Raw genomic sequence first — 17,449 nt, 5'->3', positions numbered from 1 at the left:
AATTAGAATGCGTAGTTCAGGGAAACGGACCAAGCGTTGTCATCGCAGTCAACCTTGGAGTTTTCGATATCCCAAGCGTATTCGCCGTGGAGGGTAACGTTCTTCTGGAGAGTAACGTCGCCGAATACGTTCCAGAACTTCAGATCTTTGTCAGCAGCAATAGCGCCGAAGAAATCAGATGCATCATAGGTGGTGCCGCCGAGGTAAGCGTTAGCGCCGACTTTGTTGTAAGCGACGTTCAGAGCGAAGGTGCCCGGTTTGGAAGCGTCGAGGGTGCTGTAGCCGAGACCAGCCTGATAAGCGCTGTCGTTCTTGTCAGCGTTGGAGTCCCAGTATTCGCCGAATACGCTGAAGTTATCAACCGGAACAACGAGGTTTGCGCCCCAGATGCTGTCAAAGGTTTTCTTTTCAAGACCAACGAAGTTGAAGTAAGCGGCGTTCAGTTTAGCAGCGCCGAAGTCATAGCCGAGGCCGCCGAAAGCAACATCTTCAGTATCAAACTTGCCTGCGTTCAGCTGGCCAAATGCTGCGTAAGCATCGAATTTGCCATCGTTGTATGCGAGTTTCGCACCATCGAATGCATCATCATATTCGAGTCCGCTGAATACGGTCAGGTCCTGACGGCCGAGAACCACGGAGGTCTTGTCGCCGAAGCTGTGGTTGACGAAGAGACGATCCATGGTGGTGTTGCCATCGCCATCACCAGCATCTTTGAACCACATGTTGGTTACGATACGGCCTTTGACGAAGGTGGAGTCATTGACCTGACCCTTGACGTTCAGACGGATACGGCCTTTGTAGGTATCTTCGCTACCTTCGCCAGCTTTTTTAGCGTTGTTGGTGTACATCATCTTTGCATCGCCGGACCAGGAGATGTTGCCGACTTTCTTTTCGAGGTTGGAAACGCGAACGCCGAGGTTTGCGAGTTCGTCAGCGTATTCGCCAGCGAGTTTGTCCAGAGTTGCCTGCTGCTGCGCATTCAGCTGGTCTTCTTTAGCCATGAGGCGAGCTACGATCTGAGCCAGTTCGTAACGGGTCATGTTTCTTTCGCCTTTGAAGGTGCCGTCCGGATAGCCTTCTACGACGCCCTGAGCGGACAGGTCGGATACTGCCTGATAAGCCCAGTCATCAGCGGTAACATCGGAGAATGGATTTGCAGCGTAAGCGGATACGCCAGCGGTGAGTGCTGCTACAGCAGCCAGTGCGAGGATTTTTTTCATAATAAATCGCTCCTTTGAAAAATGGGAAATCTTCCCTATATATAGGATTGCCCTTTCCGAAGGAGTACTCAAAAATCTGCGGCGCGAGTGACCGTGTTTCCTCTGCCATTTCCTTTCGTCCTTCGCACATATCTCGGGCAGGATATGAGTTCCTTTTAGGATACTATAGAAATAAATCTTTCCGCAAGAGGGAAATTATGATTTAGCTTTATTCTAATTTCCCTTTAGGCAAAAAAGAAGGAGTCCCCAAGGGACTCCTCTTCAAGTCAGTATCTGTATCAAGTTATTTGCATTATACAGAGAGCGCGTAGAAAATGCAGGAGGACAATACAAGGGAACCGCTGATTAAATCGCTATACTGCCCCTCACAACAAAGCGGACGGGATCAGCGCGTTCTTTTCATCTACCGGGACTACATCGCCCGCCATGCAGACGATGCCGCCCCGCCCACGGTGCAAAGTTGCCGCGTCAAGCAATTCGAATTTCCTCACTTCTCGCAAATCCGGATTGGCTGACTTCTTGATTTCCAACGGATGCAGTACGCCATTCTCTTCGATGACCACATCGATTTCCTTTGCGGAGCCATCTCTATAATAGGACAGATTCGCCTTATTGCGTCCCGCAGCATACGATTTCATCAGCTCGCCCACTACGTAGTTTTCGAAATAATGCCCGCTGGCCGCCCCCATCATGAGCGTCTCCGGCGTCAGCCACATGGAGAGGAACGCGCACAGCCCCGTGTCATTGAAGTAGAGCTTCGGCGTCTTTGTCAGCTGTTTCAGCGCATTGTTATAGAAAGGCGGCAACAGGTAAAGCACATCCAGACCGCACAGCAAGTGCAGCCAGCTCTTCGCCGTCGGGATGGAAATGTCTGCCGCCTGCGCCAGCGTAGAGTAATTCACCTGTTCCGACACAAGTGCCGCAGAGGCCTGCAGGAAACGTCCGAACTTGAAAGAGTCCGTCACCCCGCCCGCCTCCGCCGCATCGCGGAAAAGGTACGTCTCCACATACGAGCTGTAGTACGCCTGCCGCGTCTCTTCATCCACGCCCTGCACGCCGGGCATCCCGCCTTCCCAGATGTGCTGAAAGACCTGCCCGATGGTGAGCGCCTCAGCCTCCGCCCGACGTGAAAGGAGCGAATCCATCGAGAAATCCGTTTCTTCCGTAAAGGAAATTCCCCGCTTCTCCTGCTGTGAAAGTCCATAAAGATGGAGAATCCCGATTCGTCCTGCGAGCGTCTCCTGCACGCGCGTCATCATCTGAAACTGCTGCGAGCCCGTCAGCCAGAAAAGCCCCTTCTCCTCCGTCTCATCGCAGATCCGCTTGATTTCTGTAAGCAGAGCCGGCGCTTTCTGGATCTCATCGATCAGAATCGGCGGCTTGTAGCGCTGAAAGAAAAGGGCCGGGTCGCGAGTGGCTAGATCCCGAGCCAGCAAATCATCCATCGAGACATACGTGCGATTCGTACCCTCCGCGAGATGCTTCAGCATCGTCGTCTTCCCCACCTGCCGCGCTCCCGTGACCAGCATGACCTTGAAGAAGTGATTGAGTTTCAGAAATTTTCTCTCCAAATTTCGTTTGATATACAATTTGCGTCCCTCCATTTCCGCGATAATATAAAGTTTATTTTATATTATCATCATTTTAGAGCCCATGCAAATAAAAAAGGAAATCCCATGAGGGATTTCCTTTCGTTTGTCTAAAATTCCAAAGATTAGAATTTGTAGTTGAGGGAAACGGTATACTGATCATCCGGATCAACGCCTTTATCCGCATCAGCTGCAAATGCGTATTCACCGTGGAGGGTGACGTTCTTCTGCAGTGCTACATCAGCAGATGCGTACCAGAAGCTGCCGTCTTTTTCAAGCAGTTTAGCATTAGCTAACTGCCAGCCGCCCAATCCATCTGGAGCAACACCTTTTTCAACATCAAAGTATGCGACATCAATGCCCCATGAACCTGGTTTCTTTGCATTGACAGCGCCATAGCCAAGGCCTGCTGCCCATACCTGCGGATCACCTTTCGCAGCTGTATTGGTATAATAATCTCCCGTTACACGGAAATCACCGACCGGTACGACCAGATTAGCACCGATAACTTCATACTTATCGTGATCTCCGTCACCTACTGGAATCAGTCCTTTACCATCTTTTCCGTCATTAGCTTTGAAGTAATCTACGCCAAGGTTAGCAACGCCCAAGTTCGCTTTTGCCTGTGCATAGAAGAATTCCGCATCATCATAATTTACATCACCGCCGCCAATGGTAGTATCGCTGCTGAAGCGACCATAGCCAACGCCAAGAGCTACATCTTTGCTGAGGTTGAAATCAGCTTCTGCGCCCTGGAAAGTAGCGCTGATGAGCCAGGTGTTATATCCACCTGCATCCACTTCGTAACGTCCCAGTTTAGCAGCTACCGCATCACCGAATTTGTGATCCACATAGAGACGATCCATAACGACGGAACCATTTGTAGAATCAACAGCGCCAGACTTGAAATTCATATTTGCCAGAAGACGGCCATTTACAGCAGTGCTATCATTGACCTGACCTTTTACATTGATGCGAATACGGCCATCATATTTGGTCGTATTGTTGCCTTTATCCTGATAACGCATACGAGCGTTGCCGGACCAGTAAATGTTGCCGACCTTCTTTTCGAGGTTGGATACGCGAACGCCGAGGTTTTCGAGTTCTTCAGCATATTCGCCGGCGAGTTTGTCAATGGTCGCCTGCTGTTCTGCATTCAGCTGGTCTTCTTTTGCCATGAGGCGAGCAACGATCTGCGCCAGTTCGTAACGGGTCATGTTCTTTTCGCCCTTGAAGGTGCCGTCCGGATAGCCTTCTACGACGCCCTGAGCGGACAGGTCGGATACTGCCTGATAAGCCCAGTCATCAGCAGTGACATCGGAGAATGGATTTGCAGCGTAAGCGGATACGCCAGCGGTGAGTGCTGCTACAGCAGCCAGTGCGAGGATCTTTTTCATAATAAATCGCTCCTAAAAAAAAAACATAGGAGAAGACGATCGTCTTTTTCTGAACAGGTTGTATCTTATCATTAAGATTTTCAGAATTGACTCATTTATCGGGAGCCTTATTCTTTAGGCCTGCTGAATATATTTCAGAAAGCCGCCCGTCCTTGAAAAATACAATTGATTCGTCCTTCTCGGAATCAGTCCGCCCTTTTCCTACACTTTTTCAAAACTCATCGCGCGAGTGACCGTGTTTCCTCTGCTATCGTTTGATTAGTATAGAAGCATAGGGGCTTTTATGCTTGTCTTAATATAGCACATAATTATGCTCATATTCAAGTGGCTTTCTTTCATGTTCTGTTATTCATTTAAAATCTCAAATTCATAGGATCAGCTGCTTTCCCTACCGTCATGAGGGGCGCAGTCAAGAAATCTTCCTTGCACTTCGCTCTTTCTTGTTCCTTTCGCAAAAGGTTTCCCCTTTTCCGCTGTCTCACATAGGACGATATACACCATACCGTCATTTCGAGCGCAGCGAGAAATCTTCCTTGCACTCCGTCGTTTCTTGCTTCTTTCACGGAAAGTTTCCCCTTTTTCCGCTATCACACATACGGCGCTATACCGGTGTGCCAAAAAGATCCCTCGGCTTCGCTCGGGATGACGATACAGGAATAGCGCTTTCCAAACATATCCGTTGTACGCTACGTGAAATAAACCCATTCCCCCATACCGTCATTTCGAGCGTAGCGAGAAATCTTCCTTGCACTCCGTCGTTTCTTGCTCCTTTCGCAGAAAGGGTTTCCCCTTTTCCGCTGTCTCACATATGGCGTTATACCAGTGTGCCAGAAAGATCCCTCGACTTCGCTCAGGATGACGATACAGGAATAGCGCTTTCCAAACATATCCGTTGTACGCTACGTGAAATAAACCCATTCCCCCATACCGTCATTTCCAGCGCAGTCGAGAAATCTTCCTTGCACTCCGTCATTTCTTGCTCCTTTCACAGAAAGGGTTTCCCCTTTTCCGCTATCTCACATGGGACGCTATACCAGTATGCAAGAAAGATCCCTCCACTTCGGTCGGGATGACGATACAGGAATAGCGCTTTCCAAACATATTCGTTGTACGCTACGTGAAATAAACCCATTCCCCCCCACCGTCATTTCGAGCGCAGCGAGAAATCTTCCTTGCACTCTGCTCTTTCTTGCTCCTTTCGCAAAAGGTTTCCCCTTTTCCGCTGTCGCACATAGGACGCTATACCGGTGTGCCAGAAAGATCCCTCGACTTCGCTTTCGATGACATTGTTGGGAAAACACTCACCCAACATGTTCTTCCCCTGAGTCCTAGGAATACCATCCCCTTTTTACTGGTTTATCTTTTCCCTCACGCCTATAATAAGATGAGGGAAACGCTGATTCAATCGCGGAATTTGATTTCACATGTATTTTCAACAATTTAATCAGTGTTTTCCTAACAATCAGGAGGACAAACACATGAACTACGTTTATATCTTGACGAATACCACACATACCGTTTTATACATCGGCGTAACAAGCAATCTTCCCAGGCGCCTTTATGAGCATAAGCATGAATTGGTAGACGGCTTTACTAAAACATACCACGTTCATGAATTGATGTATGCTGAGCCTTATTCGGATATACGTACTGCCATCGCGAGAGAAAAGCAGCTCAAAAAGTGGGGACGTAAGAAGAAAAATGAACTCATCAGCAAAGCAAATCCTTATTGGTTGGATTTATCGGAGGATTGGCTTTCTTAAGCGCGGTATGAAGAAACAGATAAAACCGCTTGCCGCCATCCTACGTTTCTTGGACTTTTCGCCCCCCATACTGTCATTTCGAGCGCAGCGAGAAATCTTCCTTGCACTCTGCTCTTTCTTGCTCCTTTCGCAAAACGTTTCCCCTTTTCCGCGCTTTCTTGCTTCCTTCGCAGATGGATTCCCGTTTTCTGCTTTCACACATACGACATTATCCCCTCCTGCAAGAAAGATCCCTCGACTTCGCTCGGGATGACGATACAGGAATAGCGCTTTCCAAACATATTCGTTGTACGCTACATGAAATAAACCCATTCCCCCATACCGTCATGAGGGGCGCAGCGAGAAATCTTCCTTCCACTCTGCTCTTTCTTGCTTCCTTTCGCAAAAGGTTTCCCCTTTTCCGCTATCACACATACGGCGCTATACCAGTGTGCCAGAAAGATCCCTCGACTTCGCTCGGGATGACGATACAGGAATAGCGCTTTCCAAACATATTCGTTGTACGCTACATGAAATAAACCCATTCCCCCATACCGTCATGAGGGGCGCAGCGAGAAATCTTCCTTCCACTCTGCTCTTTCTTGCTCCTTTCGCAAAACGTTTCCCCTTTTCCGCTATCACACATACGGCGCTATACCGGTGTGCAAGAAAGATCCCTCGACTTCGCTCGGGATGACGATACGGGAATAGCGCTTTCTCAGCACATCCTTTATACGATGCGTGGGATATCCCCCTATGACGCAAAAGAAAAAAGCCCCAGCCAAAGCTGGAGCTTTTTTGTGTCAGAAAGACTTATTTGCCAAACTGTGCGAGCATGGTGCCTGCTGCTACTGCAGTACCAATAACGCCTGCTACGTTCGGACCCATAGCCTGCATCAGCAGGTAGTTGGACGGGTTGTCTTTCAGGCCTACGACCTGAGATACACGCGCTGCCATCGGGACTGCAGATACGCCTGCGGAGCCGATCAGCGGGTTGACCTTGTTGCCGGATGCAATTCTCATGATCTGGCCAAAGAGGACGCCGCCTGCGGTGCCTGCTGCGAATGCGATCAGGCCCAGGCAGATGATCTCGATGGTCTGGATACGGAGGAATTTGTCGCCGGTCATGGTAAGACCTGTGCCGGTTGCCAGGAAGATGGTGACGATGTTGCAGAGGGAGTTCTGAGCGGTATCGGACAGACGAGCGGTAACGCCGGAAACTTCAAACAGGTTGCCAAGGCAGAGGCAGCCCATCAGAGCTGCAACTGGCGGCAGGAGCAGGGATACAACGATAGCAACGACGATCGGGAATGCAACCTTTTCGAAGTGGGTAACAGGACGAAGGTTGGTCATCTTGATGGAACGCTGTTCTTTGGTGGTGCAGAGTTTCATGATCGGTGGCTGGATCAGCGGTACCAGGGACATGTAGGAGTAAGCTGCTACAGCGATGGCGCCCAGCAGATGTGGAGCCAGTTTGGAAGTCAGGTAAATAGCGGTCGGGCCGTCAGCACCACCGATGATGCCGATGGATGCTGCTTCCTGTACGTTGAAGCCGAGCATCATAGCGCCTGCGAGGGCTACGAATACGCCGATCTGAGCAGCTGCGCCCAGAAGTACGGTCTTAGGGTTCGCGATAAGCGGACCAAAGTCAGTCATAGCGCCTACGCCCATGAAGATCAGCGGCGGGAAGATTTCGTATTTGATACCGAAGCCGATAGCCATCATAACGCCCATTTCGTCTTCGAACCCGGTGTTCGGGAAGTTAGCCATAATATCGCCGAATGCGATAGGAAGCAGAAGCAGTGGTTCGTACTGCTTTGCGATAGCCAGATAGAGGAGGATAAGTCCTACCAGAATCATGACAATGTTCTGCCATGTCAGTGCGGCAAAGCCGGAGTCTGTCCATACAGAAACGAGAGCTCTCATAAAGCCGTCCATGTTATTTCCTCCTAAGATGAGTTCTGTATTCGTTTATAGTAATAAGATCTTATTTCTTCTTGCCTTTGGTCGGATCCACGATGTGAATCAGCTGGATGACGAAAGCCAAGAAGATCAGAACTGCGAATACGATAACCATGTTAGTAAGGCAAATGGAAAGCGGGCCTGGAGTATCCATGAGTTAAATCCACCTTTCTATTTTTAGCACCTGAGGTGCCGTTGCGGAGAACCGCAGCCTAGTGTGAAATGAAAGGCCACCCTTCCGGGTTTCCCCGGAAGGAGCCTTAGAGGTACCTGAAAAGTGCTTGTCACAGCACCCGTTCTGGGATCAATGGAATGGCCAGAAGATCGGGATAATGATGACGCAAGCGATCCAGGAAATGACGCACATCGGTACACCGACTTTTACGTAGTCATTGAAGGAGAAGTTGCCAGGGCCAAGTACGAGGGTATTTGGCGGAGTAGCCATTGGAGTTGCGAATGCCATGGAGGCTGCAATACCAAGAGCCATCAGTACCGGTTTCGGATCGCATCCGATGGACTGAGCAATGGAAATACCAATAGGAGCCAAAAGTGCTGCAGATGCAGTGTTAGACATGAACTGAGTGAGTACGTTCGAGATCAGGAAGAGTACAGCGGTCAGGACATATGGGTTCGGGTTTTCGCCCATGAGGCCGACGACGAAGTCAGCGATCATCTTGCCTGCGCCGGTCTTATCCATAGCAGTTGCTACAGAAAGCATACCAGCGAAGAGGAAAATCGTTACCCAGTCGATACCAGCGTAAGCTTCTTTTTCCTTCAGGCAGCCGGTGATAACGCAGAGGATAGCGCCGGTGACTGCTGCGGTGTGCAGCGGAACAGTCTTCAGGTTGAGAGCCATGCAGACAACGACGCCGATCAGGATGAGACCGGAGATCCACATCTTGGTCTTGCTCTTCGGAGCATCATCGCCGGAAGCACCAGCTTCTTCTTTTGCTGCTTTGATGGCTTCTTCGTCCATCGCGCCGGAGGATTTATCCGGAATGAAATGACGGCCAACAAAGAGGGTATAGACAAGAATGATGATAGACAGCGGGATACCGATGAATGCGAATTCGAAGAATCCGAAGGTCGGAAGTCCTGCAGCTGCCAGAGCGCCGGTAACGATGACGTTTGGCGGAGTACCGATCATGGTGATGGTACCGCCGACGTTAGCTGCGATAGCAAGAGGCATCAGTTCCTTAGAAGCAGGGATCTTTGCTGCCTGGCAGATACCAATGATGACTGGCATCAGGCAGGCTACTGTACCGGTGTTCGAAGAAACAGAGGACAGGACGATCGTAACGATCATGATAGCTGCCATCAGCGGGATCTCGTTGGTGCCGGCTTTCTTAACTACAGCTACACCGATAGCTTCAGCGAGGCCAGTCTTAAACATAGCGGCGCCGATAACGAACATACCGCCGAAAAGTACGACGGTGGAATTGGAGAGACCTGCGTAAACCTGTTTTGACGGGAGTACGCCCAGAATCCCCAGTGCAGTACATGCTGCCATAGCGGTAACAGCCAGCGGAATCAGTTCGGTAACGAAGAGAAATGCTGCTACGGCCAGGACACACAGTGTGGTAATGGCTGGATCCATAAAGGTTCACCTTCCTTTTGATGATTCTTCAGTAGGGGATCAATACGGTGCGGTTCGATCATCTGAAGAAAGTCTCCGGAAGTTCTTATTAGGACTCATATGAAATTGTCAAGAAGAAAAATAATTGCAGTATTCTATAAAAGAATAAATTCCGATGAATCCCGAAATGCGTTCCGGAAAACGGACAATCCCTTGATCAACCAGCTATCCTCCTTTGTGACAGTCCCAGGGACGGACTCGCATTCATGAAGAGCGCCACTCTCAGCTCTGATTGTTTTGCACTTCATGAGCACCTATGGCTATTGTATCCATAGCCCCCTATTTTTTCAAACTCCATAGCCTATTATCTAATTGCAAATCCATGGTATTTGTTACTTATGAATTTTTATTTCATTCTTTTCTTTATTTTTTATTTATTCACAGCAAAATTATGCATATCGTTTGGCATAGAAATGCGTTTTATCCCGATCCTATCGAATTGTATCGTATACTATCTGATATTTTCATAGCCATCTATGGATTGAAATGGTGCGTACCATCGTCCCATTTCCACTTCTGTTTTGCATTTACATAGCTATTTATGCTATCCCTAAATTTACATAGCCTGCTATTTATTAAATCACATAATGCTATGCATTTACGCCTGTTATTTCCTCCATGTCTTCTTAGATGCATGTATCTCTAATATTCCAAATTGGAAAAATAAATAATTATTAGAAATGCATGGTGTGCTATGGAAATAAATGGATAGATGGCATTGAGGGTTAAACGGGTTCAGGGTTCAAGGTTCAGGGTTCAGGGTTCAGGGTTCAGGGTTCAAGAAAATTAGGAATTAGGAATGAGGAATGAAGGTGGCGGCTTCGCCGAGATCCTTCGACTCAGGTCGCAGCTGTTCTGGCATTCGTTATCTCACATACGACGTTTCTCGCCGCTCAGGATGACGAAATAGGGCGATGCCTGAAGGTAGCATGTAATCACCAGCCACTCAAAGCTCCTGATCCCTAACCACTCATCCCTGCTTTTAAACTTCAGGGTGCGGGTGGGTTGAAAGACACTCTCCTATTATTTCACTTTTGTTCGTCTACACTCCCCCCCAGTCGTCATTTCGAGCGCAGCGAGAAATCTTTTTCGTCACCCCCTTTGCCTCCTCCTTCGCTAAGCCTTTTATAGGAAGCACCGCCCACCGTCTTTCCGCGATACGGTGTTTCCCGTTTCTCGCTGTCGGACGCGCTCCCTCTTACCGCCAACGAAAAAGATCCCTCGGCTTCGCTCGGGATGACGATACGGGAAGAACGCATTTCCCACACACTCTTTGTATGATACAGCGGATATCCATTCCCTACACTGTCATTTCGAGCGCAGCGAGAAATCTTTTTCGTCACCTTTTTCCCTCCTCCTTCGCTAAGCCGTTTACGGGAAACACCGCCCCCACCTTTCCTGTAATACGGTGTTTCCCGTTTCTCGCTGCCAAACACTCGCCCTCTTGCCGCCAACAAAAAGGATCCTTCGCTTTCGATGACGATACGTGGGATATCCCCCTACCACGCACAAAAAAGCCCCAGCCAAAGCTGGAGCTTTTTTGTGTCAGAAAAACTTATTTGCCAAACTGCGCGAGCATGGTGCCTGCTGCTACTGCAGTACCAATAACGCCTGCTACGTTCGGGCCCATTGCCTGCATCAGCAGGTAGTTGGACGGGTTGTCTTTCAGGCCTACGACCTGAGATACACGCGCTGCCATCGGGACTGCAGATACGCCTGCGGAGCCGATCAGCGGGTTGACCTTGTTGCCGGATGCAATTCTCATGATCTGGCCAAAGAGGACGCCGCCTGCGGTGCCTGCTGCGAATGCGATCAGGCCCAGGCAGATGATCTCGATGGTCTGGATACGGAGGAATTTGTCGCCGGTCATGGTAAGACCTGTGCCGGTTGCCAGGAAGATGGTGACGATGTTGCAGAGGGAGTTCTGAGCGGTATCGGACAGACGAGCGGTAACGCCGGAAACTTCAAACAGGTTGCCAAGGCAGAGGCAGCCCATCAGAGCTGCAACTGGCGGCAGGAGCAGGGATACAACGATAGCAACGACGATCGGGAATGCAACCTTTTCGAAGTGGGTAACAGGACGAAGGTTGGTCATCTTGATGGAACGCTGTTCTTTGGTGGTGCAGAGTTTCATGATCGGTGGCTGGATCAGCGGTACCAGGGACATGTAGGAGTAAGCTGCTACAGCGATGGCGCCCAGCAGATGTGGAGCCAGTTTGGAAGTCAGGTAAATAGCGGTCGGGCCGTCAGCACCACCGATGATGCCGATGGATGCTGCTTCCTGTACGTTGAAGCCGAGCATCATAGCGCCTGCGAGGGCTACGAATACGCCGATCTGAGCAGCTGCGCCCAGAAGTACGGTCTTAGGGTTCGCGATAAGCGGACCAAAGTCAGTCATAGCGCCTACGCCCATGAAGATCAGCGGCGGGAAGATTTCGTATTTGATACCGAAGCCGATAGCCATCATAACGCCCATTTCGTCTTCGAACCCGGTATTCGGGAAGTTTGCCATAATATCGCCAAAAGCGATCGGCAGCAGCAGAAGAGGTTCGTACTCTTTTGCAATAGCGAGGTAGAGCAGGATAAGCCCTACCAGAATCATGACCATGTTCTGCCATGTCAGTGCGGCAAAGCCGGAGTCTGTCCATACAGAAACAAGTGCTCTCATAAAGCCGTCCATGTGTATAGCCTCCTAGGTGTAATCATTGTAATGGGTCGGAGTCAAAGGTGAGACCCCTGTTTCAGTCTCTAGTTGGGATCCTGAACCGTGGGAAATTGTCATTTCCTCCAATGACTCTTCGGTAAACGTGCTATTCTTATTTCTTCTTGCCTTTGGTCGGATCCACGATGTGAATCAACTGAATGACGAAAGCCAGGAAAATCAGCACAGCGAATACAATGACCATGTTGGTAATACAAATGGAAAGCGGGCCTGGAGTATCCATGAATGAATCCACCTTTCCTTGTTAAAAAAACGGAATAAAAAGGATCAATGAAAGGAGGAAGGCGGGTCTGCAAGCACTACGTAAGTGCAGGCCCCGCCGCCTCTTATTTCATTGCTGTTTGATCATCAGAATGGCCAGAAGATCGGGATAATGATGACGCAGGCGATCCAGGAAATGACGCACATCGGAACGCCGACTTTGACGTAATCATTGAAAGTAAATCCGCCAGGGCCAAGTACGAGGGTATTTGGCGGAGTAGCCATTGGAGTTGCGAATGCCATGGAGGCTGCAATACCAAGAGCCATCAGTACCGGTTTCGGATCACATCCGATGTTCTGCGCGATGGAGATACCGATCGGTGCAAGCAGTGCTGCGGATGCGGTATTCGACATGAACTGGGTAAGAACATTGGAGATGAGGAAGAGGACTGCGGTCAGAACATATGGGTTCGGGCTCGTGCCCATCATGCCTACGACGGTGTCAGCGATCAGCTTACCAGCGCCGGTCTTTTCCATAGCGGTAGCGACAGAAAGCATCCCGGCGAAGAGGAAGATCGTTACCCAGTCGATACCGGCATACGCTTCTTTTTCTTTCAGGCAGCCGGTGATGACGCAGAGGATAGCGCCGGTGACTGCTGCGGTGTGCAGCGGAACGGTCTTGAGGTCCAGAGCCATGCAGACAACGACGCCGATCAGGATGAGACCGGAGATCCACATCTTGGTCTTGCTCTTCGGAGCATTGTCATCAGAAGCACCAGCTTCTTCTTTCGCAGCTTTGACGGCTTCTTCATCCATCTCACCAGCAGAGTGGTCAGGGAGGAAACGACGACCTACGAAGAGGGTGTAGAGAACGATGATAATAGAGAGCGGAACGCCGATGAATGCGAATTCAAAGAATCCGAAGGTCGGAAGTCCTGCAGCAGAGAGAGCGCCGGTAACGATGACGTTTGGCGGAGTACCGATCATGGTGATGGTACCGCCGACGTTAGCAGCGATAGCCAGTGGCATCAGCTGTTTGGAAGCCGGGATCTTCGCTGCCTGGCAGATACCGATGATGACCGGCATCAGGCAGGCTACTGTACCGGTGTTCGAGGAAACAGAGGACAGTACGCAGGTAACGATCATGATGGCTGCCATCAATGGCAGTTCATTGGTGCCTGCTTTTTTTACGACGGCAATACCGATCGCTTCGGCAAGACCGGTCTTAAACATAGCAGCGCCGATGACGAACATACCGCCGAAGAGAACGACGGTGGAATTGGAGAGACCTGCGTAAACCTGTTTCGACGGGAGTACGCCCAGAATCCCCAATACAGTACATGCAGCCATAGCGGTGACAGCCAGTGGAATCAGTTCGGTAACGAAGAGAAACGCTGCCACAGCCAGGACACACAGTGTGATAATGGCTGGATCCATAATGGTTCACCTTCCTTATTGGATGGCTTCTCCCGCCCTTTCATCAGATGCATCTGAAACGGCAGAGAAAAGCTTTCCGGAAGACTTCAGAATCCTATGTGTAAAGATATATAATGGCTGAAATCAATGAATCCCGAAACGTTTTCCGGAGATCAATCCCTTGGCCAACCGGCTATCCTCCTTTCGCTCAGCCCCAGGGGAAAGGGCTCATATCCATGGTTTCCTTTTCGGTACTTCCATAGGCATCTATGATTATTTTACTTATTTCTCGTCGTTTTGCAAGAGGGGTAAAATTCGAATGCAGCATGAATTCTCATAGTTGTTCTAAATTTATTTGCTGAATTTATCGCTTATTTGGCACTTTTTATATCGCTATCTATGCATCAAGAGGCGCAAATGAAAAGCAATAATTCGTTCTTTAATACTTCCGCGCATTCGATTTCATCGCTACCTATGTAGTTTCAAGGTGCTGCTCGACCCTTTTACGCGATTTGCACTTCCATAGAACGGCAGCAGCAGGAAATATCTGCCGCGCCGGTGCTAAAAACACGAAATAAAAGGTTTTTATAACAGGGTATAAATGGTGGAATGGAGAGTAGTGACCGGGCACTAGCCACTGGGTGTTCGCGAGAACATCATTTCAAGGTGAGCGAGAAATTCTTCTTGCGCTGCATGGGACAACCCCATCCCCCATATCGTCATTACCCCTAATCCCTAGCCACTAGTCACTAGTCCCTCCAAAACAAAAAAGCCCCGGCGGGAGCCGGAGCTTTTTATAGATCTTACATGCCGAATGGCCAAACGATCGGGATGACTACGAGGCAGACGATGAGGGAGATCACGCACATCGGAACGCCGACCTTTGCATAGTCGTTGAAGGAGAATCCGCCAGGTCCGAGAACGAGGGTGTTTGGCGGAGTAGCCATTGGGGTAGCAAATGCGCAGGAAGCAGCGATGCCGAGAGCCATCAGTACCGGTTTCGGGTCAGCACCGATGGACTGCGCAATGGAGATACCGATCGGTGCAAGCAGTGCAGCGGATGCGGTATTGGACATGAACTGGGTAAGAACGTTGGAGATCAGGAAGAGGACTGCGGTCAGAACGTATGGGTTCGGGTTCGTGCCCATCATGCTGACAACGCTATCAGCGATCAGCTTGCCGGCGCCGGTCTTTTCCATAGCGGTAGCGACAGAAAGCATACCAGCGAAGAGGAAAATGGTGACCCAGTCGATACCAGCATATGCTTCTTTTTCCTTCAGGCAGCCGGTGACTACGCACAGGATTGCGCCGGTGACTGCTGCGGTGTGCAGCGGAACGGTCTTGAGGTCCAGAGCCATGCAGAGGACGACGCCGATCAGGATGAGACCGGAAATCCACATCTTGGTCTTGCTCTTCGGAGCGTCATCGCCGGAAGCGCCTGCTTCTTCTTTTGCTGCTTTGATGGCTTCTTCATCCATAGCACCTGCAGATTTTGCAGCGATCATGTGACGGCCGATGAAGAGAGTATAGATGGTGATAACGAGGGAGAGCGGGATACCGATCCAAGCAAATTCGAAGAAGCCGAAGGTCGGGAGGCCTGCCGTTGTCAGCGCGCCGGTAACGATAACGTTTGGCGGGGTACCGATCATGGTGATGGTGCCGCCGACGTTAGCTGCGATAGCCAGAGGCATCAGCTGTTTGGAAGCCGGGAGCTTTGCTACGGAGCAGATACCGATGATGACCGGCATCAGGCAAGCAACTGTACCTGTATTGGAGGATACAGCGGACAGCACGATGGTAACGACCATGATAGCAGCCATCAGCGGGATCTCGTTGGTGCCTGCTTTTTTAACGACGGCTACACCGATGGCTTCTGCCAGACCGGTCTTGAACATAGCCGCACCGATAACGAACATACCGCCGAAAAGAACGACGGTGGAATTGGAAAGACCTGCATAAACGGCCTTGGACGGAAGTACGCCCAGAATGCCCAGTGCAGTACATGCTGCCATCGCGGTGACAGCCAGCGGGATCAGTTCGGTGATGAACAGGAATGCTGCCACACCCAGTACGCACAGCGTAATAATAGCGGGATCCATAATTTACCTTCCTATGTGTTTCTGTAATACCTATCAATACTTGATGAGAAAAGAGATCAGCGGATCTCTTTTCAGGGAAACGCCGCTTCTATATTTCGGCGCTCCATTTGTCTTTCCATTATGGGTCATGCTATCTAAAGATGAATGCTATAATCAATACCCTATGAAAAACTCGGCCCTCTACCTCTATCCTCCTTCCCATCTGAGCCAGCCTGTAATTCCCACAAAGAATATATGTTATTCTTATGAGAAAGCCGTGTTCTATGATACTAGACCACCGATTATTGCACAAGGGCATGATGGAAGATTCCTAGTTTTAGGTATGTATACTATGTATCTCTCATTTGCATTTACATTTCTGCCCGTATCTGGACTCGTATCTGGAGCGGCTTTCTATGCTTTCCTTTTTTATCAATGCCGCCTTCCTCTCCGCCGTCTCTCCTATACGTCTTTATACGTTAGAAATCACTCCTTTTCGCCCCATCATCTGCTGCATCCCATTCGTGAAGAATAGCATACTATCATTTTTAGGCCGCCCCTCATTTTTTTCAAGAGATCCGTCGATATCATTTCCTAGTTGCATCTATCATAAAAGGCGCGCGAAAAAGGCATAAATAAATTCTATAAGAGGGGATCATCCCCCCACACTGTCATTTTGGGTTGAGCGAGAGAGCCCTTTACCCTCCTCCTTCGCCAAGCCTTTTATAGGAAGCACCGCCTACCGTCTTTCCGCGATACGGCGTTTCCCGTTTCTCGCTGCCAAACACTCGCCCTCTTGCCGCCAACGAAAAAGATCCCTCGGCTCCGCTCGGGATGACGATACGGGAAGAACGCGTTTCCCACACATTCTTTGTATGATGCACGGGGTATTCATTCTCCACACGATCATTTCGAGCGTAGCGAGAAATCTTTTTCGTTTCCCTTTTCCCTCCTCCTTCGCTAAGCCTTTTAGGGGAAGCACCGTCCCCGCCTTTCCTGCGATACAGTGTTTCCCATTTCTCGCTGTCGGGCACGCTCCCTCTTACCGCCAACGAAAAAGATCCCTCGACTTCGCTCGGGATGACGTTGCGGAAGTGGCGTTTTCCCAACATACCCTTTATACGGGACGTGGGTTATCCATCCCCCCATACCGTCATTTCGAGCGCAGCGAGAAATCTTCCTTGCACGCCGTCGTTCCTTACTCCTTTCGCTAAAGGTTTCCCATTTTCCGCTGTCTCACATAGAGCGCTATACCAGTGTGCAAGAAAGATCCCTCGGCTTCGCTCGGGATGACGTTGCGTGAATACCGTTCCCTCACACTTCCCATCTACTTTCCCTGTAATAACGATACGCGCGAAGCGCCATCAACATTCGCGGCGCTTCTATTTTTTATGCGCCGCACCACCCCCCTGAACCCGACAACCTGAACCCTAAACCCACACCAAAAAAGCCCCAGCCAAAGCTGGAGCTTTTTTGGTGTCAAAAG

12 protein-coding genes are annotated in these 17,449 nt (G+C 49.9%); 1 reads left to right on the top strand and 11 read right to left on the bottom strand.

What is annotated here, in order from left to right; translation table 11 throughout:
- Nucleotides 1-2: 2 nt before the first annotated feature.
- From ACGG9R_RS00910 to ACGG9R_RS00900, 3 genes are all read right to left on the bottom strand, one after another.
- Complete coding sequence (locus tag ACGG9R_RS00910; RefSeq protein ID WP_390150384.1) at nucleotides 3-1,220, bottom strand: S-layer homology domain-containing protein; 1,218 nt, start codon at nucleotides 1,218-1,220, stop codon at nucleotides 3-5.
- A 365-nt stretch (nucleotides 1,221-1,585) separates the two neighbouring features.
- A complete protein-coding gene (locus ACGG9R_RS00905) occupies nucleotides 1,586-2,809 on the bottom strand; it encodes an ATP-binding protein (RefSeq protein WP_390150381.1) in 1,224 nt (407 codons plus the stop codon).
- A gap of 125 nt (nucleotides 2,810-2,934) precedes the next feature.
- On the bottom strand, nucleotides 2,935-4,206 hold the full coding sequence (locus ACGG9R_RS00900) for an S-layer homology domain-containing protein (protein WP_390150378.1): 1,272 nt from the start codon (nucleotides 4,204-4,206) through the stop codon (nucleotides 2,935-2,937).
- A 1,478-nt stretch (nucleotides 4,207-5,684) separates the two neighbouring features.
- Between ACGG9R_RS00900 and ACGG9R_RS00895 the strand changes: the two genes are divergently transcribed.
- Nucleotides 5,685-5,969: a GIY-YIG nuclease family protein gene (locus ACGG9R_RS00895; protein WP_390150375.1), complete on the top strand. Its 285-nt coding sequence runs from the start codon at nucleotides 5,685-5,687 to the stop codon at nucleotides 5,967-5,969.
- A 792-nt stretch (nucleotides 5,970-6,761) separates the two neighbouring features.
- Here ACGG9R_RS00895 and ACGG9R_RS00890 read toward each other — a convergent pair.
- The 8 genes from ACGG9R_RS00890 to ACGG9R_RS00855 form a co-directional block, all read right to left on the bottom strand.
- Nucleotides 6,762-7,886 (bottom strand): sodium ion-translocating decarboxylase subunit beta, encoded by a 1,125-nt coding sequence (locus ACGG9R_RS00890; protein WP_390150372.1) that lies wholly within the window; start codon nucleotides 7,884-7,886, stop codon nucleotides 6,762-6,764.
- Between the two features lie 49 nt (nucleotides 7,887-7,935).
- Nucleotides 7,936-8,064, bottom strand: a complete 129-nt coding sequence (locus ACGG9R_RS00885; RefSeq protein ID WP_390150370.1) for an OadG family protein — start codon at nucleotides 8,062-8,064, stop codon at nucleotides 7,936-7,938.
- A 150-nt stretch (nucleotides 8,065-8,214) separates the two neighbouring features.
- A complete protein-coding gene (locus ACGG9R_RS00880; RefSeq protein ID WP_390150369.1) occupies nucleotides 8,215-9,507 on the bottom strand; it encodes an SLC13 family permease in 1,293 nt (430 codons plus the stop codon).
- Nucleotides 9,508-10,607: 1,100 nt separating this feature from the next.
- A complete protein-coding gene (locus tag ACGG9R_RS00875; protein ID WP_390150367.1) occupies nucleotides 10,608-10,889 on the bottom strand; it encodes a hypothetical protein in 282 nt (93 codons plus the stop codon).
- 212 nt (nucleotides 10,890-11,101) lie between these two features.
- Nucleotides 11,102-12,226 carry a sodium ion-translocating decarboxylase subunit beta gene (locus ACGG9R_RS00870; protein ID WP_390150364.1) on the bottom strand — a complete coding sequence of 375 codons (1,125 nt, stop codon included), beginning with the start codon at nucleotides 12,224-12,226 and terminating at the stop codon, nucleotides 11,102-11,104.
- A gap of 136 nt (nucleotides 12,227-12,362) precedes the next feature.
- The gene (locus ACGG9R_RS00865) at nucleotides 12,363-12,491 is read right to left on the bottom strand and encodes an OadG family protein (protein WP_022106526.1); all 129 of its coding nucleotides are present in this window, start codon (nucleotides 12,489-12,491) and stop codon (nucleotides 12,363-12,365) included.
- 125 nt (nucleotides 12,492-12,616) lie between these two features.
- Nucleotides 12,617-13,906, bottom strand: coding sequence for an SLC13 family permease (locus ACGG9R_RS00860; RefSeq protein WP_390150361.1), 1,290 nt, complete (start codon nucleotides 13,904-13,906; stop codon nucleotides 12,617-12,619).
- Between the two features lie 782 nt (nucleotides 13,907-14,688).
- Nucleotides 14,689-15,984, bottom strand: coding sequence for an SLC13 family permease (locus ACGG9R_RS00855; RefSeq protein ID WP_390150359.1), 1,296 nt, complete (start codon nucleotides 15,982-15,984; stop codon nucleotides 14,689-14,691).
- Between the last annotated feature and the right edge of the window lie 1,465 nt (nucleotides 15,985-17,449).

Source organism: Dialister sp. i34-0019-2H8 (genome assembly GCF_042846925.1).
Taxonomy (GTDB): domain Bacteria; phylum Bacillota; class Negativicutes; order Veillonellales; family Dialisteraceae; genus Dialister.
Note: the sequence above shows the minus strand (reverse complement) of the source record. Positions and strands in the feature narration are given on the sequence as shown.